18 protein-coding genes are annotated in these 20,706 nt (G+C 58.5%); 11 read left to right on the forward strand and 7 right to left on the reverse strand.

Going from position 1 to position 20,706, the window contains the following annotated elements; genetic code table 11:
- Positions 1-60 precede the first annotated feature (60 nt).
- The 4 genes from ligB to ABVN21_RS25230 form a co-directional block, all read right to left on the reverse strand.
- Positions 61-1,734: an NAD-dependent DNA ligase LigB gene (ligB, locus tag ABVN21_RS25215; RefSeq protein WP_339556755.1), complete on the reverse strand. Its 1,674-nt coding sequence runs from the start codon at positions 1,732-1,734 to the stop codon at positions 61-63.
- A gap of 201 nt (positions 1,735-1,935) precedes the next feature.
- A complete protein-coding gene (locus ABVN21_RS25220; protein WP_353637214.1) occupies positions 1,936-3,141 on the reverse strand; it encodes an ISL3 family transposase in 1,206 nt (401 codons plus the stop codon).
- A 151-nt stretch (positions 3,142-3,292) separates the two neighbouring features.
- Positions 3,293-4,483, reverse strand: coding sequence for a methionine adenosyltransferase (gene metK, locus ABVN21_RS25225; protein ID WP_339556613.1), 1,191 nt, complete (start codon positions 4,481-4,483; stop codon positions 3,293-3,295).
- Between the two features lie 18 nt (positions 4,484-4,501).
- Entirely contained in the window at positions 4,502-5,497 is a 996-nt protein-coding gene (locus tag ABVN21_RS25230) for a metalloregulator ArsR/SmtB family transcription factor (RefSeq protein ID WP_339556612.1), read from the reverse strand.
- A gap of 261 nt (positions 5,498-5,758) precedes the next feature.
- Here ABVN21_RS25230 and tkt point away from each other — a divergent pair, with 261 nt between their 5' ends.
- The 7 genes from tkt to ABVN21_RS25265 all read left to right on the forward strand — a co-directional run bounded on the left by tkt (position 5,759) and on the right by ABVN21_RS25265 (position 12,740).
- Positions 5,759-7,756, forward strand: coding sequence for a transketolase (tkt, locus tag ABVN21_RS25235; protein WP_339556611.1), 1,998 nt, complete (start codon positions 5,759-5,761; stop codon positions 7,754-7,756).
- Positions 7,757-7,916: 160 nt separating this feature from the next.
- Positions 7,917-8,969 carry an erythrose-4-phosphate dehydrogenase gene (epd, locus tag ABVN21_RS25240; RefSeq protein WP_339556610.1) on the forward strand — a complete coding sequence of 351 codons (1,053 nt, stop codon included), beginning with the start codon at positions 7,917-7,919 and terminating at the stop codon, positions 8,967-8,969.
- Between the two features lie 12 nt (positions 8,970-8,981).
- On the forward strand, positions 8,982-10,145 hold the full coding sequence (locus ABVN21_RS25245; RefSeq protein ID WP_339556609.1) for a phosphoglycerate kinase: 1,164 nt from the start codon (positions 8,982-8,984) through the stop codon (positions 10,143-10,145).
- 34 nt (positions 10,146-10,179) lie between these two features.
- Positions 10,180-10,401, forward strand: coding sequence for a hypothetical protein (locus ABVN21_RS25250; protein ID WP_339556608.1), 222 nt, complete (start codon positions 10,180-10,182; stop codon positions 10,399-10,401).
- A 56-nt stretch (positions 10,402-10,457) separates the two neighbouring features.
- Positions 10,458-10,790, forward strand: a complete 333-nt coding sequence (locus ABVN21_RS25255; RefSeq protein WP_339556607.1) for an MliC family protein — start codon at positions 10,458-10,460, stop codon at positions 10,788-10,790.
- A 235-nt stretch (positions 10,791-11,025) separates the two neighbouring features.
- Complete coding sequence (fba, locus tag ABVN21_RS25260; RefSeq protein WP_007981624.1) at positions 11,026-12,090, forward strand: class II fructose-bisphosphate aldolase; 1,065 nt, start codon at positions 11,026-11,028, stop codon at positions 12,088-12,090.
- A 233-nt stretch (positions 12,091-12,323) separates the two neighbouring features.
- Entirely contained in the window at positions 12,324-12,740 is a 417-nt protein-coding gene (locus ABVN21_RS25265) for a hypothetical protein (RefSeq protein ID WP_339556606.1), read from the forward strand.
- Between the two features lie 103 nt (positions 12,741-12,843).
- Here ABVN21_RS25265 and ABVN21_RS25270 read toward each other — a convergent pair whose 3' ends face one another.
- Positions 12,844-13,512, reverse strand: a complete 669-nt coding sequence (locus tag ABVN21_RS25270) for a polysaccharide lyase family 7 protein (protein ID WP_339556605.1) — start codon at positions 13,510-13,512, stop codon at positions 12,844-12,846.
- 323 nt (positions 13,513-13,835) lie between these two features.
- Here ABVN21_RS25270 and ABVN21_RS25275 point away from each other — a divergent pair, with 323 nt between their 5' ends.
- The 3 genes from ABVN21_RS25275 to ABVN21_RS25285 are packed head-to-tail and all read left to right on the forward strand — an operon-like array spanning position 13,836 to position 16,813.
- Positions 13,836-15,959 (forward strand): EAL domain-containing protein, encoded by a 2,124-nt coding sequence (locus tag ABVN21_RS25275; protein WP_339556604.1) that lies wholly within the window; start codon positions 13,836-13,838, stop codon positions 15,957-15,959.
- Between the two features lie 45 nt (positions 15,960-16,004).
- A complete protein-coding gene (locus ABVN21_RS25280) occupies positions 16,005-16,496 on the forward strand; it encodes a M48 family metallopeptidase (protein WP_339556603.1) in 492 nt (163 codons plus the stop codon).
- Between the two features lie 20 nt (positions 16,497-16,516).
- Positions 16,517-16,813, forward strand: a complete 297-nt coding sequence (locus tag ABVN21_RS25285) for a winged helix-turn-helix domain-containing protein (protein ID WP_339556602.1) — start codon at positions 16,517-16,519, stop codon at positions 16,811-16,813.
- 99 nt (positions 16,814-16,912) lie between these two features.
- Here ABVN21_RS25285 and ABVN21_RS25290 read toward each other — a convergent pair whose 3' ends face one another.
- Positions 16,913-17,365, reverse strand: coding sequence for a GNAT family N-acetyltransferase (locus ABVN21_RS25290; RefSeq protein WP_339556615.1), 453 nt, complete (start codon positions 17,363-17,365; stop codon positions 16,913-16,915).
- A 256-nt stretch (positions 17,366-17,621) separates the two neighbouring features.
- Between ABVN21_RS25290 and ABVN21_RS25295 the strand changes: the two genes are divergently transcribed.
- Entirely contained in the window at positions 17,622-18,359 is a 738-nt protein-coding gene (locus ABVN21_RS25295) for a transporter substrate-binding domain-containing protein (protein ID WP_339556601.1), read from the forward strand.
- 80 nt (positions 18,360-18,439) lie between these two features.
- Here the strand turns inward: ABVN21_RS25295 and yccS are convergent, their stop codons facing one another.
- Positions 18,440-20,623, reverse strand: a complete 2,184-nt coding sequence (gene yccS, locus ABVN21_RS25300) for a YccS family putative transporter (protein ID WP_339556600.1) — start codon at positions 20,621-20,623, stop codon at positions 18,440-18,442.
- Between the last annotated feature and the right edge of the window lie 83 nt (positions 20,624-20,706).

Raw genomic sequence — 20,706 nt, forward strand, 5'->3', positions numbered from 1 at the left:
GCGATGGCTGTTTGAGCTCATCAGTGCCATGGGGTTCCCCGGTGGGTGGGCGTTGCCGGCCTACTGAAAACCGTCAATCCCTGCCCTGCGTAATATCTCACTCAAGGCCTGGACCTGCGGGTCGCGGAAAAATGCGCTCAGTTGCGCCGCACGTCCAGGACCTATGCCGTCTTCGGCCTGCCATTGTTCAGTGTCTCGTTGTGCCAGCTCCCGCCATGAATTGGTCAGACGTGCCTGACCTGTCGGTGGCAAGCCCAAGGCCTTCAACCATCGCAAAAAAGGACGCTGGCGGGCGCTGTTGAAACTGATCTCAAGACGGGCAGCACTGCGCTCGCCGAAACCGTCAATGTTAGCAAGCTCTCGAGCATCAAGGGTCAACCAATCCAGAAGGCTGTTCAGGCGACCTGTTTCAAGAAGTATTTCCCAAGTGCCAGGGCCGACATGGGCCAACGCCAGGCCCTGCTTGCCACTGAGCCAGGTCAGGCGCGCGAGAAACTGGCTTTCGCACCCCGCTGTCGGCTGCCAGCAACTCAGCGGATGAAAGTCCTCGGCCCGCGGCACATTCAGTTCGGCGCGTTCGGTGCTGCGCAGCACAACACCCTCCAGCCTGGGAATGGTCAGGCCTGCGAGGCTAATGGCGACCTGGTCGCCCGGTCGAATGTCCAGCGCTTGCCAGCGTTGCAGCGAGCCCACACTGACGCGTTTGATTTGCCTGTCATCGAGCAACACGGGCGTCAGCTCCAGCAACGGGGTAATGCGCCCGGTACGGCCAATCTTGAAGTGAACCTTGCGCACTTCGGCCAATGCCTTAGCAAAGGGGTATTTCCATGCCACGCTCCAATAAGGTGGCTTGGCTTGCCACCGTTCGGCGGGCTGGCGTTGCTCCTGGCGCAGGACAACGCCGTCGCTGGCAAAGGGCAGGGGCGCCCGATACCAGTGTTCGCGCCAGCGCTCGGCGTCCGACAGTGTGCTGATCCGCTGGCTGTAAGGCGTGGTGTCCGGAAAGCCCAGTTCATGCAGCGTTTTGATCCGGGTCGGCAAATTTTCCGGGCCTTGAGGCCAATCCCAGACAAACAGGCCGATGCCGCCAGCCTGCTCCGTACTCAATGTTTTTTTGCGTGCCATCAGGCCGGCCACTGTGGCGCGAGCGTTGAGGCTGCCGGCCTGCGCTTGCACGTGGTCTGTGAGACGCCAGTAAAGTTCGCCTTGCACCAGCAGGTCCCGAGGCTGTGACAGTTGCCGGGGGATGGCAACGACCTGGCGCGCCGAGGTCGTCCAGTCCTGGCCCTGCGTACCGTCGCCGCGACTGATGGCTTGAGCAAGCAAGCCTTGACGATAAACCAGGGTGACGGCCACGCCATCGACTTTGGGTTGAATCCAAACGTCCTTGCGGTCACGCAGCCAGCGTTCGACGTCAGGAGCGCTGTGCAGTTTTTCCAGTCCGGTATGGGCGACCGGGTGGGGAATTGTGCCGCGCGCGGTGAGCAACGGTTCTTTGGTCGGGCCCGGATTGAAGCATTGGCGCCATTCGGTGAGTTGGGCGCGGGACTGGTCGTAAAGTTCGTCGGCGATTAATGAGCGACCTGCGCGATGGTATTGGTCGTCCCAGGTGTCGATTTGTTTTTGCAGTGCGGCGACTTCGGCCAAGGCTCGTTCGGATGGCCAGTCGGGGCATGTGGCGGCGTTTGTTGCATGACAGAAGAAGGTCAGAAGGAAAGCGATGAACACGCGCATTGTGAGCTTCCTTGCTCATTATGGATGCTCGAAGGTTAGTCAGGATTTTGCGATCGGAATGACGGGTGTTTTGCTTGGTATTTCTAAGGTGATTGGGCTGGCCCGTCGTGCACAGGTTTTGTATTCACACCGATCAATGGGTGCGAGCCTGCTCGCGAAAGCGGCAACACGGTCTTGAGCGCAAGGCAATAAAAAGGTTCTTCACGGATTACCGGGAAAGACGCTCTTGATCTTCATGAAAAAGAACTCGCTATCCCGGTAACCGTACGCCATCCGTTTAATGACTTTTATTCGATTGTTTATTCCTTCCAACTGACCGGTGTGCATCGGCCAGCGCACTCGGCTCACGATGCCCCGCCAGTAGCCCTTTAGCCGTTTGGCAAACTGGATCAGAGCTGGTATTTCGCTTTCATGAGCATGGCGCAGCCATTGCTTCCAGGCCGATCTCCAGGCCCAAGCAGCACTCGGCGTCCAGAGCGTTTTGAGCTCAGCTTTCATCAAATAAACCGTCATCAGCGATTGGTTGGCCGCCAACAAATCCTGCAAGTGAACCTGTTGTTCCGGCCTTTTCAGGTTCTCTGGATTGCGCAGCAACAGCCACCGCGCTTGCTTGATGACCTTGCGAGCCGGCTTGTCGTGGCGCAGTCGGTTAGCCTCGTCGACGCGGACCCGATCAATCACCTCTCGGCCATATTTGGCCACCACATGAAAGAGGTCGTAGACCAGTCGCGCTTTCGGGCAGTGCTGACGAACCTCCAGGTCAAAAGCGGTGTTCATGTCCATCGCCACCGCTTCGATTCGAGCACACCCCTCTGGCCCCAGCTCCTCGAAAAAGGGCCGAACCGCCGCCCGGCTGCGGCCTTCACCGATCCATAGCACTCGTCGCGTATCGGCATCCAACACCACGCTGGCGTAGCGATGCCCTTTGAACAGCGCGAATTCATCCATCACCAGGCGTCGTGGTTGCGCCTTTGGCAGCGTGCTCAACGCCGCCTGTAAGGCTCGACGCTCCAGCAACCGAACGGTGTCCCAATGCAGCCCAAACATCTGGGCCACGTGCAGGGTGGGAAGGCGCTCGCAGGTCTGAATGACCGCATCGGCTAAGCGGCGCGTCATGCGGGCATAGCGATCCAGCCAACTGACGGCCTCCATGCGCTTGCCACAGTCGCGGCAGCCAACCCGCCTGAGCAAAACGCTGAGGCGTACCGCGCGACCGAGAATGGGAAGATCACGAACAGTTCGCTCGCAATACTCATGAGTGGTTGAACACGGTTTTTGGCAGCCGCCGCAGGAAGGGAATCGGGTGGCATGGGGAATCAGATCGATCTGTAGGGCGTCACCATCGGGCTTGATGGTGACGACAGAAAAGCCCTCCCAAAAAGGAAGGAAAGTATTAATATCACGCATAAGAACGCCGGTTTTTTAGATGTGTTTGCTCGCACGAACATCATCAATCAAATCGGCGTTCTTGTTTCTGTCTTTCCCGGGATTCCGTGAAGAACCAATAAAAAGCCCCGCGCGGCGAACCGTGCGGGGCTTTGAGACTGCTGGGGAAGTCTTACAGGCCGGCAGCGGAACGCAGGTCGTCGGCGCGGTCGGTTTTTTCCCAGGTGAAGGTGGTGAAAGTATCGCCACCAACGGTCTTGCTCGCAGGAGTGCGACCGAAGTGGCCGTACGCAGCGGTTTCCTGATACATCGGGTGCAGCAGGTCGAGCATGGTGGTGATTGCGTATGGACGCAGGTCGAACACTTCGCGTACCAGTTTGACGATCTTGTCGTCGCTGATCTTGCCGGTGCCGAAGGTGTTCAACGAGATCGAAGTCGGTTGAGCAACACCGATCGCGTAGGAAACCTGAATCTCGCAACGCTCGGCCAGGCCGGCAGCGACGATGTTCTTTGCAACATAACGGCCGGCGTAAGCAGCCGAACGGTCAACCTTCGATGGATCTTTACCGGAGAATGCGCCACCGCCGTGACGAGCCATGCCGCCGTAGCTGTCAACGATGATCTTGCGGCCGGTCAGGCCGCAGTCGCCAACCGGACCGCCGATGATGAACTGGCCGGTCGGGTTGATGTGGAACTGGGTGTCTTTAGTCAGCAGTTCGGCAGGCAGCACGTGCTTGACGATCAGCTCCATCACGCCTTCGCGCAGGTCGTTGTACGACACTTCAGGGTTGTGCTGGGTCGACAGTACAACGGCGTCGATACCGACAACCTTGCCGTTTTCGTAGCGGCAGGTCACTTGCGACTTGGCGTCCGGACGCAGCCAAGGCAGCAGGCCGGATTTGCGGGCGTCAGCCTGGCGCTGCACCAATTGGTGCGAGAAGGTGATCGGAGCAGGCATCAGCACGTCGGTTTCGTTGCTGGCGTAGCCGAACATCAGGCCCTGGTCGCCGGCGCCCTGATCTTCAGGCTTGGCACGGTCAACACCCTGGTTGATGTCAGGGGATTGCTTGCCGATGATGTTCATCACGCCGCAGGTCGCGCCGTCGAAGCCGACGTCGGAGCTGGTGTAGCCGATGTCGGTGATCACGTCACGAACGATCTGCTCCAGGTCAACCCAGGCGGTAGTGGTGACTTCGCCGGCGATGATGGCTACGCCCGTTTTCACCAGAGTCTCGCACGCCACACGGGCGAACTTGTCTTCAGCAATGATGGCGTCCAGCACCGCATCAGAAATCTGGTCGGCGATTTTGTCCGGATGCCCTTCAGACACGGACTCGGAGGTGAAAAGGGAGTATTCGCTCATCTCGATATTTTCCTGAATTTACCGTTGGTGAGTGTTGCCAGCCGGTCGCTGAAAATGGCGGACCTGAATCTGGAAACCATTACGTAACCCCACATAGAGGCTTTCCCCGGGAACGAGTCCCGCAGCGGTGGCCCAACGGGCCAGATCGTCCTGTTCAAACCCCAACCAAAGATCACCGCAGGCCTCCCTGGCCCAACTCTGGTTGTGGCTACATAACTCTGTCACTAACAGGCTACCGCCTGGTTGCAGCAAGTCGGCCATGTGCTTGAGCGCTTCGGCCGGCGCGGCGAAATGGTGCAACACCATGTTCAGTACAACGCAGTCTGCTGTCAGGTTTACGCCGTTCAATGCATCGGCCAGTTGCAGGCTAACGTTAGCCAGGGCTTCACGATCGCAGAGCTGGCGTGCCAGTTCGAGCATCGCCGGGCTGTTGTCCAGCGCCGTAACCTGAGTGAAGCGACGCGCGAGTTCCGGCAAAAATGCGCCGTCACCAGGGCCGACTTCGATGGCGGTGGCGCCTTCACCGAAACTCAATTTGTCGAGCAGTGCCACCACGCTTTCGCGGTATTGCGGCAGGCCGGCGATCAAGTCTTGCTGGGCGCGAAATTTTTCCGCTATACGTGAAAAAAAGTCCTGGCTCGCCGCCGCGCGTTGCCCATGGACCTGACCAATCCGCGACTGCACATCGGCAGGCAGGGTCAAGTCGTCCACCTCATCGAGCAAGGCAGCGTGCAGCTTTCCGCCCAGCAAGTCGGTGTGGGGCAGGGCGCGACGGTAGAAAATCGCATTGCCCTCGCGGCGAGTCGCCACCAGTTCGGCCTGGGCCAGAACCTTGAGGTGATGACTCATGCCTGACTGGCCGATACCAAAAATCTGCGCCAGCTCCAATACGCCAAACGAATCGTTGGCCAATGCGCGCAATACATTCAACCGCAAGGGATCTCCAGCAGCCTTGCATAAGGCCGCCAGCTCATCGCAATCGTCATGTCGAATGGAAGGCACACGTAAATTCATAAGGCCGGCAGTCTAGTCACGCACCGAAAGCATCGCAAGAGCAATATCAAAAAGTTTTGATATTGCTCGATAGATGGCACTTCTTGGGCAGTGGGTCACTCTACAAACGAACAGCGGAAAGGTTTCATCAACTCAATCCGCCGTAATCCATTGGAAAAACGTCCTCAGATGACTATCTGTCATTGCCCCGAGGCGGTCCGGTGAGGGAAAATGCTCGCCTTTTTTCCGTTTCATTTTATTCAAGTCCCCAGGAGAACAGCGATGCCTAGCCGTCGTGAGCGTGCCAACGCCATTCGTGCCCTCAGCATGGATGCCGTGCAAAAAGCCAACAGCGGCCATCCCGGTGCCCCTATGGGTATGGCAGATATCGCCGAAGTGCTTTGGCGCGACTACCTCAAGCACAACCCGAGCAATCCATCGTTCGCCGACCGTGACCGCTTCGTGCTGTCCAACGGTCATGGCTCGATGTTGATCTACTCGCTGCTGCACCTGACCGGCTACGATCTGTCGATCGACGACCTCAAACAATTCCGCCAGTTGCACAGCCGCACTCCGGGTCACCCGGAGCTCGGCTACACCCCTGGCGTTGAAACCACCACTGGTCCACTGGGCCAGGGTCTGGCCAACGCCGTAGGTTTTGCCCTGGCTGAAAAAGTCCTGGCGGCACAGTTCAACCGTCCTGGCCACAACATCGTTGACCACCACACCTACGTGTTCCTGGGTGATGGCTGCATGATGGAAGGCATTTCCCACGAAGTCGGCTCCCTGGCCGGCACTTTGGGCCTGGGCAAACTGATCGCCTTCTACGATGACAACGGCATCTCCATCGATGGCGAGGTCGAAGGCTGGTTCACCGATGACACGCCGAAGCGTTTCGAAGCCTACAACTGGCAAGTGATCCGCAACGTCGACGGTCACGACCCGGAAGAAATCAAGACCGCGATCGAAACCGCTCGCAAAAGCGACCAGCCGACCCTGATCTGCTGCAAGACCACCATCGGCTTCGGTTCGCCGAACAAGCAGGGCAAAGAAGACTGCCACGGCGCTCCATTGGGTGACGCGGAAATCGCCCTGACCCGAGCTGCGCTGAAGTGGAACCACGGCCCGTTCGAAATCCCGGCCGACATCTACGCCGAGTGGGACGCCAAGGAAGCCGGCCTCGCCGTCGAAGCCGATTGGGATCAGCGTTTCGCTGCCTATTCCGCCGCTTTCCCGACCGAAGCCAACGAGCTGATCCGTCGCCTGAGCGGCGAGCTGCCGGCTGACTTCGCCGAGAAGGCCGATGCCTACATCGCCGAAGTGGCTGCCAAAGGCGAAACCATCGCCAGCCGTAAAGCCAGCCAGAACGCCCTGAACGCGTTCGGTCCGCTGCTGCCTGAGTTCCTCGGCGGTTCGGCTGACCTGGCAGGTTCCAACCTGACCCTGTGGAAAGGCTGCAAAGGCGTGACCGCCGAAGACGCCAGCGGCAACTACATGTACTACGGCGTGCGCGAGTTCGGCATGACCGCGATCATGAACGGCGTTGCCCTGCACGGCGGCCTGGTGCCTTACGGCGCGACTTTCCTGATGTTCATGGAATACGCCCGAAACGCCGTGCGCATGTCGGCCCTGATGAAGCAGCGCGTGATCCACGTCTACACCCACGACTCGATCGGTCTGGGCGAAGACGGTCCGACTCACCAGCCAATCGAGCAATTGGCCAGCCTGCGCTGCACGCCGAACCTCGACACCTGGCGTCCAGCCGATGCCGTTGAATCGGCGGTGTGCTGGAAGTATGCGCTGGAGCGTAAAGACGGTCCTTCGGCCCTGATCTTCTCGCGTCAGAACCTGCAGCACCAAACCCGTGATGCCGGCCAGATCGCCGACATCAGCCGTGGTGGTTATGTGCTGAAAGACTGCGCTGGTGAGCCAGAGCTGATCCTGATCGCCACTGGTTCGGAAGTCGGCCTGGCCGTTCAAGCCTTCGACAAACTGAGCGAGCAGGGTCGTAATGTGCGCGTGGTTTCCATGCCTTGCACCAGCGTGTTCGATGCCCAGGACGCCGGCTACAAGCAATCGGTTCTGCCGTTGCAGGTCAGTGCCCGTATTGCCATCGAGGCATCCCACGCGGACTACTGGTACAAGTACGTCGGCCTGGAAGGTCGCGTGATCGGCATGACCACCTACGGCGAGTCGGCGCCTGCGCCTGCCTTGTTCGAAGAGTTCGGCTTCACCCTGGAAAACATCCTGGGTCAGGCTGAAGAGCTGCTGGAAGACTAAAAGCGCGAATGCGGTGGCTTCGGTCACCGCAATCCTTGTAGGAGCTGGCTTGCCAGCGATCCGCGGTGTGTCAGATACATCGCCAATCGCTGGCAAGCCAGCTCCTACAAGGGGTGTGTGTTTACCGAGATTTCGTCTGACTGCGTTTATCGAGAACCCAATGCCTCAACCGCGTCCCTACAAAGTTGCACTCAACGGCTACGGCCGGATTGGTCGTTGCGTCTTGCGTGCGTTGTTCGAGCGGGGCGAAAAGGCCGGGTTTGAAATTGTCGCGATCAACGATCTGGCCGACATGGCCAGCATCGAATACCTGACACGTTTTGACTCCACTCATGGGCGTTTTCCCGGTGAAGTGAAGATCGACGGCGATTGTCTGCATATTAATGGTGACTGCGTGAAGGTCCTGCGCAGTGCCACTCCCGAAGGCATCGATTGGGCGTCCCTGGGCGTCGATCTGGTGCTGGAGTGCTCCGGCGCTTATCACACCCGCGAAGACGGCCAGCGTTTCCTCGACGCCGGCGCCCCGCGCGTGCTGTTTTCCCAGCCGATGGCCAGCGAGGCGGATGTCGACGCCACCATCGTCTACGGCGTGAACCAGGATTGCCTGACCGGCCGTGAGTTGCTGGTGTCCAACGCCTCCTGCACCACCAACTGCGGCGTGCCGCTGTTGCGTCTACTGGATCAGGCCATAGGGCTTGAATACGTGTCGATCACCACCATTCACTCGGCGATGAACGATCAGCCGGTGATCGACGCCTATCACCACGAAGACCTGCGCCGTACCCGTTCGGCGTTCCAGTCGGTGATTCCGGTGTCCACTGGTCTGGCGCGAGGCATCGAACGCTTGCTGCCGGAACTTGCGGGGCGAATTCAGGCCAAAGCCGTACGCGTGCCGACGGTGAATGTGTCTTGCCTCGACATCACGATGCAGACAGTCAGTGATACCGACGCCACCGAGGTCAACCGGATCTTGCGCGAGGCAGCCACCAGCGGCCCGCTCAAAGGCCTTCTGGCCTACACCGAGCTCCCCCATGCAAGTTGTGATTTCAACCATGACCCACATTCGGCCATCGTCGATGCCAGTCAGACCCGCGTTTCCGGCCCACGGCTGGTGAACATCCTGGCCTGGTTCGACAACGAATGGGGTTTTGCCAACCGAATGCTGGATGTTGCAGAGCACTATCTGCAAACAGCAACTTCAAAAAAACCGTAGGAAGTGCGACCCATGACCGTGTTGAAGATGTCCGACCTCGATCTGCAAGGTAAGCGCGTATTGATCCGCGAAGACCTCAACGTCCCAGTCAAGGACGGTGTAGTCACCAGCGATGCGCGAATCCTGGCTTCGCTGCCGACCATCAAGCTGGCCCTGGAAAAAGGCGCGGCCGTAATGGTTTGCTCACACCTTGGCCGTCCGACCGAAGGCGAGTTCTCGTCCGAAAACAGCCTCAAGCCAGTCGCTGACTACCTGAGCAAGGCGCTGGGCCGTGAAGTGCCGCTGGTGGCTGATTACCTGGGCGGCGTCGACGTGAAAGCAGGCGACATCGTGCTCTTCGAAAACGTGCGCTTCAACAAAGGCGAGAAAAAGAACGCTGACGACCTGGCCAAGCAATACGCGGCACTGTGCGACGTATTCGTTATGGACGCCTTTGGCACCGCTCACCGTGCCGAGGGTTCGACCCACGGCGTGGCCAAGTTCGCCAAAGTCGCTGCTGCCGGCCCTCTGCTGGCTGCCGAACTGGACGCGCTGGGCAAAGCCCTGGGTGCTCCGGCCCAGCCAATGGCAGCCATCGTTGCCGGTTCAAAGGTGTCGACCAAACTCGACGTCTTGAACAGCCTGAGCCAGATCTGCGACCAGTTGATCGTCGGCGGCGGCATTGCCAATACGTTCCTGGCCGCTGCCGGTCACCCGGTCGGCAAGTCGCTGTACGAGCCGGACCTGCTGGACACCGCTCGCGCCATCGCCGCCAAGGTCAGCGTGCCGTTGCCGGTTGACGTCGTGGTTGCCAAGGAATTCGCTGAAAGCGCTGCAGCGACCGTCAAACTGATCGCTGACGTTGCCGCCGACGACATGATTCTCGACATCGGCCCACAGACCGCTGCCAACTTCGCCGAGCTGCTGAAATCGTCGAAAACCATCCTGTGGAACGGCCCGGTCGGCGTGTTCGAGTTCGACCAGTTCGGTAACGGCACCAAAGTGCTGGCCCAGGCCATCGCTGAAAGCCCGGCGTTCTCCATCGCGGGTGGCGGCGACACCTTGGCTGCCATCGACAAATATGGCGTTGCTGAACAAATCTCTTACATTTCTACCGGCGGCGGCGCGTTCCTCGAATTCGTCGAAGGCAAAGTGTTGCCAGCCGTTGAAGTCCTGGAAAGCCGGGCCAAGGCCTGAGGCCGCCCGTTTGACCAGGCAAGGGAGTGGTGAAATGGTCAAGACGTTAGCGCTGTTGATCGTTGCGGGTTCGCTGGCGGCTTGCGGGAGTAACCCGAAAGCCACGCCGGAGCCTGCGCCGACTGCGCCGCAGAATGGCTGCTACCAGGCCGATTGGCAGGCGGAAACCAATCCGGTGCTCAACAAGCGTTCCGGGCCTGATGGCCTGGACAAATACGAGACCCAGACGCCCGCCAAGGAACATGGTTGTCCTTGACAGGTCTGACTCTTTACTCAGGGCCGGCGGCGAGTGCTGCCGGTCGAGGAACACGGATGAAAGGTTTTATCGCCATTACGGCGTTGGCATTGCTGGCCGGGTGCGCCAATTTGAACCCGTTCCAGTCATCGGCACCGGCGGATAACTGGACCACCTGGACGTGCGACAGCCAGGCAAAAGTTCTTTGGCGCTACACCGACGACAGCCGTAAGGAAGTCGACGTGCGTCTGGGCGGCGCGGATCAGGTCTACCGCTTGAAGCAGGAGCCGGGCGCGTCGGGTTCGCTGTACAGCAACGATATGCTGGCGTTTCACGTAAAAGGTGAGGAAGGCTTGGTTTACTGGGTCGCCACCAATGATTTGATTGGGCGTGGTTGCAAGGCGCAATAACAACGGCTGACGCAAAACCTGTAGGAGCTGGCTTGCCAGCGATGAGGCCCTTGAGGCACACGCTGTCCAAACGGACACCATCGCCAGCAAGCCGGCTCCTACAGGGATATGTCGGCCAGTACGTAGTGACCGAATTCGCAGTCCGGGCCACCCCCGATCTGCAATAACTTGAATAGCCGCCGCCGCTACGGCAGGCTGGCACGATTAACGACCCAAACCGGGAGAGAGACACACAATGGCACTTATCAGCATGCGCCAGATGTTGGACCACGCAGCCGAATTCGGCTACGGCGTTCCAGCCTTCAACGTCAACAACCTTGAGCAGATGCGCGCCATCATGGAAGCCGCTGACAAGACTGACTCCCCGGTGATCGTCCAGGCTTCGGCCGGTGCTCGCAAATACGCCGGCGCGCCGTTCCTGCGTCACTTGATCCTGGCGGCAATCGAGGAATTCCCGCACATCCCGGTGTGCATGCACCAGGACCACGGCACCAGCCCTGACGTTTGCCAGCGTTCCATTCAACTGGGCTTCAGCTCGGTAATGATGGACGGTTCCCTGGGCGAAGACGGCAAGACCCCGACCGACTACGACTACAACGTCCGTGTCACCCAACAAACCGTGGCCATGGCTCACGCCTGCGGCGTTTCGGTAGAAGGTGAGCTGGGCTGCCTGGGTTCGCTGGAAACCGGCATGGCCGGTGAAGAAGACGGCATCGGCGCCGAAGGCGTTCTGGATCACAGCCAGATGCTGACCGACCCGGAAGAAGCCGCTGACTTCGTCAAACGCACCCAGGTCGACGCCCTGGCCATCGCCATCGGTACCAGCCACGGCGCGTACAAGTTCACCAAGCCGCCTACCGGCGACGTACTGGCGATCGACCGCATCAAGGAAATCCACAAACGCATCCCGAACACTCACCTGGTGATGCACGGTTCGTCTTCGGTCCCTCAAGAGTGGCTGGCGATCATCAACCAGTACGGCGGCGACATCAAAGAAACCTACGGCGTACCGGTTGAAGAAATCGTCGAGGGCATCAAGCACGGCGTGCGCAAGGTCAACATCGACACCGACCTGCGTCTGGCGTCCACCGGCGCCATGCGTCGTTTGATGGCCACCAACCCGAGCGAATTCGACCCGCGTAAATTCTTCGGCGCCACCGTCACCGCCATGCGCGACGTGTGCATCGCTCGCTACGAAGCCTTCGGCACTGCCGGCAACGCTTCGAAGATCAAGGCGATCTCGCTGGAAGGCATGTATCAGCGTTATCTGAAAGGCGAGTTGAACGCCAAGGTCAACTAAGACCCACAACGTTTAAGTTGTATGAAAAACCCGCCGAGAGGCGGGTTTTTTATTGAATATGCTTAAGTCAAAGCAAATACATATTTATGTTTGGTTGTAGGAATAATTGCTCAGTGTGCAGGTACTTTTCTGTTTGTTTTGTTTGCCTTTGACAGCGTTAAGATCTTTGCGCTAAATGAATTTATCGATGACTGGATCGCCATCGATTTAATTCATTGAAAGGGAGCATTCACATGGTTTTTGATAAATATAGTAAGCAATTAGGTTTTTACGTTTCACTTATTGTGTTGCTGTGGGCTGGCTCAACCAGCCTGTATGCAGCAGACCGTTACTTTACGGCCTCTATCGATAGCAAAGGCCAAGTAATGAGGCAGTCACCCGACTGGGTAGGTAACGTGAAGCATAATCCCCGGACGGGCTATTTCTCTGAGTATGAAGTAATCCTCAAGGCTGGAGTATTTGAGCGAGCACCTGGATTCTGCTCCGTATCTGTGACGGATGTTGAGTCATATGACGATTTGCTTTTCGCTCATGCCAAACTGGCCGGAACACCGACGACGCGTGCTTTGAAGGTTGTTACGCAAGTGACGGGCAACTCAGCAAAGGATGTTGGAACGTCGAAGAGTTTCATGCTGATGTGCGTTCGTTAGAATTTGGGTGATTGAAAAGTGATCCGGCGTGTGCACGGTCGCGCCGGATCCTCTGTAGCAGTTTCGCAGCCTTGTCAGTTGCTATGGGATATGAAAAAAATCATCATTTATCGTGATCAATATCCAGCTTGCTAAATGTCACTTTTCCGCCTTCACTGGTGTACCCGGTATTGTCCTGAACGTAGACCCCGGCCTTGAAGTACAACGGTTTATTGCGCCACGTCGCGCTGATGTTGGTGTCCCACTGATAGCCCGCTGCGCTGATGCCCAGGGCGCCGCCTGGGCTTAGGTGGATGAGGTAGGAGAATTCCTGGTCGAGCTTTACCCCGGTGGCGACTGTGATGACCCGGCCTTCATCGTCATCGGGATGCATGCGCACTTTGGCGACGATGTTGCCGGTGGAAGTTTTGGTCTTGTACTGATATTCGACCTTCACCAGGGGTTTCTGGCTGTTGTAGGCATGGATCTGGCCAATGACGATCTTGCCCGAGCTCGGCACCTGGTTGACTGCCAGGGTTGCACGCAGGGAGTTGTCGGCATCAGGGTAGTACCAGTTTTTCAACGTGCCGTTGCTGTAGGTTTCACGCAGTTCAGTGCGTGGATAGATGGCATTTTCAGTACGCGAACCGGTTACCGGGGACCAGAAGAACAAAACGCCGGTGTCGGAATGGAAGTATTGATCCTTGAAGCCATTCACCAGTTTCGATGTTTCAACGGTGTAAGGTGGGCTGCCGACGGGAACGCTTAGGTTCCAGGATGCGAGGTCAATCATAATCAAAGCTTCCACTGATTTTTTGCTGCACGCCCGTGCCACAAGCTCTGGCACGTGCCTTGGAGGGCGGTCTTTATAATCGTAGAATGCTTTTTTGTTAACGCCCGCCTGGAAGTTAGTTGGCGTCAACATCCTGTCGAAGTGCCATCTTTGCCGATTTCAGCGGGCTGTAGCTCCGACCGTTAGTCGGCAAATGGACGCTTCAGTTAAATGATGGCTCACTGACAGCTTCTGCTTTCGCGGAACCCGGTCTAGAGTGAAGCCTCAGTATTTGTCCGGTTTTCACGAGAAACCGGCCTGACGCCCTGAACAAGAGAAGCAGCATGGAATGCGCGCACCCCCCGCCAATTGAAGGCAGCTCAACGTTATTAATCGTCGACGATTACCCTGAAAACCTGATCAGTATGCGGGCGCTCTTACAGCGTCAGGACTGGCAGGTCATCACTGCGGCCTCAGGTTTCGAGGCCCTCGGCGTGTTGCTTGAACACGATGTCGACCTGGTGCTGCTGGATGTGCAGATGCCGGGCATGGACGGTTTCGAAGTGGCGCGCCTGATGCGTGGCAGTCAGCGAACCCGCCTGACACCGATTATTTTCCTCACCGCCAACGAACAATCCCAGGATGCCGTGATCAAGGGCTATGCCAGTGGCGCGGTGGATTACCTGTTCAAGCCATTCGACCCGCAGATTCTCAAGCCCAAAGTCCAGGCGTTGCTGGAACATCAGCGCAACCGACGGGCGTTGCAGCGCCTGAGCCACGATCTGGAGGTCGCGCGCGCCTTCAATGCCTCGGTGCTGGAGAATGCCGCCGAAGGCATTCTGGTGGTGGGTGAGGACGGTTTGATCCGCTTTGCCAATCCGGCGATCTCGCGGCTCCTCAACGCTACGGTGCAAGAGCTGCAAGGCAAAGAGCTGCTGGGCTTTCTGCAAAAACCGCACATCCCGCTCTGGGCCGACTCGGATCTGTTGGCCGGCTACAGGCGCGGCGAGACGTTACGCCTGCACGATGCGCTGCTGCGCACTGCACCCGGCCAGCAAGTGCCGGTTGCGTTGTCGTGCGCGCCATTGCCCGCCGAGCAGCGCGCCATGGTGGTGACCGTGCAGGATATGTCGGTGGTGCGCCACCTGCATCAGCAGCTCGAATTCCAGGCCGTCACCGACCCGTTGACCGGATTGCTCAACCGCCGTGGCTTTTACCAGACTGTGGAAAACCTGCTGCTGCGCAGTGATCGAACCGACAGTGCCTGGGTGTTGTTGTACCTGGATCTCGACGGCTTCAAGCGGGTTAACGACTCCCTCGGCCACGATGCCGGCGATCGGGTGCTGCGTTGGGTGTCCGAGCAGTTGAAGGCCTGTCTGCGGCCCTTCGACATTCTGGCGCGCATTGGTGGCGACGAATTCACCGCGCTACTCGACCTCGAGGTCCCTGATCAAGCGGCCCGGATTGCCGAAAAACTCATTGAGCGGGTATCGGTCAGTCAGCAAATCGATGGATTGGACATTACCCTGGGTGCCAGCATCGGTATCGCCACGTTTCCCGATTGCGGTCTCAATCTTGACGGTTTGCTGCGGGCGTCCGACATCGCCATGTACGAAGCCAAACGCGCCGGTCGCCAACAGTATCGCTTCTACGATCGCGAAATGAATGGCCGGGCACGCTCGCGACTGATGCTTGAAGAAAGCGTGCGCACGGCGATTGAAAACCGCGATTTCAACCTGGTGTATCAACCGCAGGTGGCGATCGGTGACGGGAAGATTCGCGGGTTCGAGGCATTACTGCGTTGGCAGCACCCGAGCGTCGGCGACGTACCGCCGGGGCTGTTTTTGCCGCTGCTGGAAGAAGCACGGCTGATCAGCCGGCTCGGTAGCTGGATTTACCAGCGTGGCGCCGGGCAACGCAAGGCCTGGGAAACCCTGTTCGCCGAGGATCTGGTGCTGAGCGTCAGTCTGAGCCGCACGCAGTTCTCCATGCCCCATCTGGTCACCGAGTTGCGTCAAGTGCTTGAGCGCCATGGTTTGCAGGCGCGTCATCTGGAAGTCGAGGTAACGGAAGAGGCCTTGATGCACGACCCTGAAGAAACCCGCAAACAACTGCGTTTGCTGCGCAACCTGGGTGTCAGGGTGGCGCTGGATGATTTCGGTTCCGGGCCGTGCTCACTGTCGCACCTGCGTGATCTGGAGCTGGACACGGTCAAGCTCGACCGGCATTTGATCGCGCGCCTGCCTGACTCTTCGCGGGACGCGGCGTTGGCGCGTAATGTCATCGACCTGTGCAAACAGTACGGGATACTGGTGATTGCCGAAGGGGTGGAAAGCATTGCGCAGTACGATTGGCTGCAAGCCAATGGCTGCGAATATGTGCAAGGTTTTCTGGTGGCACGGCCAATGATGGCTGAAGACGTCCGCGACTTCGTGCAGCCCTTCGACTGGAGCGCGCTGCCCCGTTGAATTCGCTACACTGGCGACCTTTTAGTGATTTGTGTTGCCGCTCCGATGACCGTGTTGAAATATCTCCAGGCCTATCCCGCTTCATTGCAGGACCAGGTGCGCCAGCTGATTGCCGAGGGTCGGCTGGGCGATTACCTGAACCAGCGCTACCCGGAAAAACACGGGGTGCAGAGTGACAAGGCGCTGTACACCTATGCGCTGGACCTCAAGCAGGAATACCTGCGCAACGCCCCGGCCATCGATAAAGTGTTGTTCGACAACCGCCTGGACCTGACGCACCGTGCTCTCGGCCTGCACACCACGATTTCGCGGGTGCAGGGCGGCAAGCTCAAAGCCAAAAAGGAAATTCGAATTGCTTCGTTGTTCAAGGAAGCACCCTCGGAATTTCTGAAAATGATCGTGGTGCACGAGTTGGCGCATTTCAAGGAGTCGGATCACAACAAGGCTTTCTACAAGCTGTGCGATCACATGTTGCCGGGATATCACCAGGTGGAGTTCGATGTGCGGGTGTACCTGACGTGGCGGGATATGCAATAGAAGATCAAAGGGATCGTCAGATGGAAGTAAGCAAGACCAAGAGCAGCTTCTACCGCCGCTTGTACGTGGCGTACTTGATCGACAGCGGTCTGGCCAGCAGTGTTCCGGCATTGACCGACGTCACCGGCATGCCCCGGCGTACAGCCCAGGACACCATCGCCGCGTTGGCGGATCTGGATATTGTTTGCGAGTTCGAGCAGGAAGAAGGCGCACGCAACCATGCCGGGCGCTATCGGATTCGCGAGTGGGGGGCAATTGATCGGGGGTGGATCGAGCGTAATTTGCAGCAGATCAAAGCGGTGCTGGAGTATCCCTGATATTTGCGCTGATGCCATCGCCAGCAAGCCGGCGCCTACAGGTTCCGATCCGATCCGCCCGCAATCACTGTAGGAGCGGGCTTGCCAGCGATAGCGCCCTCAGGAACGACGCATACCGATATGCGGAATCCCGTCCTCGACAAATTCCTCACCCGCCACAACAAACCCGTACCGTCCGTAATACCCCTTCAAATGAGCCTGTGCCGAGAGATAGACAGGCATGTCAGGCCAGCGCTTCTCGGCCTGTTTCAACGCTTGGGCCATGAGCTCATGGCCCAGCCCTGATCCCCGGGCCTGAGGTGCAGTGACAACTCGCCCGATCACCACGTCGCCACCCTGCAGCTCGGGGTCGAGCAGGCGCAGGTAGGCCACCAGTCGATCCTCGTCCCAAGCCATCAAATGGCAGGTATCGCCTTCCAGATCCTGACCATCAATGTCCTGATAGACGCATTTCTGCTCGACGACGAACACCTCGGCCCGCAGTTGCAGGATGGCGTACAGCTGCTCTTTGCCCAGATCACTGTGATGTTTGCAGACCCAATCGATTGTCATGTTCTGATTTCCTGAAAACGTATCCTCGATACTAAGCGCCCGGGCGATAGATGTCTTGATGGCAAAGAAATCTGTGACAAAGACCAAAATGCCATCATTCATTTCGCGCGGCGCTGATTTCTTTGTGTAATCTGGGATCAAGCAATGTGCAGTGGCTTCAGTGAACTAATGTTTAGTGCCTGGGTGTGCCGGTACGGGGTCTTGGAGTTTTGGCTGAAAACATGTCGGGCAGCCCGCCCGCTAAGGATTTTCTAGCATGCCGCGATTGCATCAAGCCTTTGCTTTGGTCGGATTGCTGTTGCTGATTCAAAACGCGGCGGCAGAAAAACTGCGACTGGTGGCGGATGCCTGGCCGCCATTTACCGACGCCACGCTGGTCAACGGTGGATTAGCCACCGATATAGTCAGCACCGCCCTGTCGCGGGCCGGCTATGCCAGTGATTTTGAACAGGTGCCGTGGGCGCGAGCTTTGCTGGGCGTGGGGGAGGGCCGCTATGACGTGCTGGTCAACGCCTGGTACGCCGAGGAACGCACGAAGCTCGGCCAGTTTTCCGGCGAGTACTTGCTCAATCGCATTCGTTTTCTCAAGCGCAAAGACGCGCCGATCGAATTCAACAATCTGCAACAACTGCACACCTATCCGATCGCGGTAGTGCGCGGTTATGCCTATTCGTCAGCGTTCGATGAAGATGAATCCTTGCAGAAGATCCCGGTGCACAGTTTTGCCATGGCTGTGCGCATGGTCGCTGCCGATCGGGTGAAGCTGACGCTGGAAGATGAATACGTTGCTCGGTATTACCTGGCCCGCGAATCATCCAAAGTGCGCAATGCCGTGGAGTTTTTGCCCAAGGCGTTAAGCGAGAACAGCCTGCACATTCTGGTCAGCCTGAAGAACCCTAAGCATGAGCAAATCGTCGCCGGGTTCGATCGGGAGATTGCCAGGATGAAGGCGGATGGGAGTTATGCGCGGTTGCTGAAACAGCATGGGATGTAGATCTTGTGGTGGGGCTAATGGCCTCATCGCAGGCAAGCCAGCTCCTACAGGTTTTGCGCTGCCCTTGTAGGAGCTGGCTCTCAATCTTCACCCGTATCCTTGATCAAATGCGCCGCCAGCGTGCGCAATGGCCCAAGCTGCCTGCAGATCAACGCTAATTGCGTTTGCACCAGTCGCTGACCTTCATCGATTTCATCCGGCATCTGCTCCAGCTCATTGGCCAGCGCTTCTTCCTCATCGCTTTGAATCGCAACCGGCGTTTTACTCGCTAGGCCTTGGGCGATTTCATCGATGCTGCTGGCCAGCTTCACGCCAGCGCCTTCAATCAAATGCTCGCGCACATCCGCCGGTAGTTGGGTTTCGCGGTGCGCGCCGAGTCCCGACAGGTAACTGAGCAACGTGTGCGACAAAACAAGGAAGCGGAACCCGACGTCCGCTTCCTTACGGAAATGCCCCGGCTCCATCAGCATGTTGGCCAGGGTGGTCGACAGCGCAGCGTCGGCGTTGTGCGCGTTGCGTCGGGCCAGGCGATAGGCCAGGTCATCACTTTTACCGGCAGCGTATTGCTGCATGATTTGACGCAGATAAATGCTGTTGCAGCTCAGGGTGTTGGACAGCACTTTATTCAGGCGCCGACCCTGCCAGTCCGGCAGGAACAGGAACACCGCGAGGCCCGCGATCAGGCTGCCGAGCAAGGTATCGAACAGCCGTGGCAGGAACAGCCCGTAACCGTCACCCACCTGGTTGAAGCAGAACAGCACCATCAGGGTGATTGCGGCCGTCGCCAGGGTGTAGCGGGTGGTGCGGTTGGTAAAGAACACCACCCCGGCCGCGATGGCGAAACACGACTGGATCAACGGGTTGGGAAACAGGTCGAACAGCGCCCACGCCAGGGTCAGGCCGATCGCGGTGCCGATGATCCGCTGACCGAGTTTGCGTCGAGTGGCGCCGTAGTTCGGCTGGCAGACAAACAGCGTCGTCAGGATGATCCAGTAACCCTGGGACGGGTGAATCAAATGCACCATCGCGTAGCCGATGCTTAAAGCCAGGGGCAAGCGCAGGGCGTGACGGAACAGCAGCGACGTGGGTGTGAGCTGTGTGCGCAAACGCGTCCAGACGTCTTTGAGACTGCGCGGCGAGCGGTCGAGCAGGCTGCTGTCGGTGGCATCGGCCAAGGCGTCAGGATTGCTGGCATCGCTAAGCAAGCGGTCGAGGGTACCGAGGTTGGCCGCCAGTGCCCGCAATGAGCGCAGCAAACCTCGCCAGGCTGGGTTGCTCTGGATGCGCAAGTGCTCGAGGGAGGCGTGCAGGTCGCTCAAGGCTTCGGCGAAACTTGCGTCATAGATGAACGGCTGGCGCATCTGGATCGACTCGGCCAGAGCGCGACAGGCCTTGCCTTGCTGGCGCAGCAAACGCTGGCAGCGGAACAGCACGTCGCTGTGAAAGAATGCTTCGGCCAGGGCGTTGTAGGGATAGTGCGAGGAACTGGCGCGTTCGTGGATGTCCTGGGCGAGGAAGTACAGCTTCAGGTAGCGGCTGACTTTCGAGCCGGGGCGACCATTACCGACCCGGTGCAGGATGATTTCCTTGGCGGCGTTCAGTGCGGCGACCACTCGGCCGTTCTGCTGGGCCAACTCCAGTCGCCGCGCCTCCACGTCCATCTGCCGAATCGGCTCGAACAGCGACGATTTCAACTTCAGGTAAAACCCCAGTTCGCGGAATAATCGCGCCAGGCTCTGTTGCACTGGCTGGTTGGAAAACAGTGCCTGCCATAAAACCGACAGCAAGCCGTACCAGGCCGCGCCCGCCACCAGCAGCAACGGCTCATGCCAGAAATCAGTGACTGCCCCGCCGCGTTGGTCCACGCCGATCATGGTGTAGACGGACAGAATCAGCGTCGCCGATGCAATTGCCCCATAGCGCTCGCCGAGGGCACCGAGCATGGTCAGGCAGAAGGCGGCGAGGGCGAAGGCGATGATGAAGAGGTAAGGGTAGGGAAAGAGCAATTCGACCGACAGCGCGGCGACTGCGAAACACACCAGCGTCACCGCCAGCGCGTTGAGGCGGCCTTGCCAACTGTCGTCGGTCTCGGCCAGGGCGCTGGCGATAATTCCCAGGAATAACGGGATCAGCAATCCCATTTCATCCTTGTACCAACACAGCGCCATGGTGCCGGTCAGGGCGATGAACACCCGCACGCTGTAGCTGAATTTATCCAGCGCCCAAAGGCGACGCAAAGACTGACGAAACGAGGTCGATGACATGAAGTGCGAGGGCCTTCCGAGGCGATGACGCTAAATTGAGCCAGTAATGACGCCGACGCAATGGCGGCGATCACATCTGACAG

It is taken from the genome of Pseudomonas sp. MYb327, from assembly GCF_040438925.1.
Classification (GTDB): domain Bacteria; phylum Pseudomonadota; class Gammaproteobacteria; order Pseudomonadales; family Pseudomonadaceae; genus Aquipseudomonas.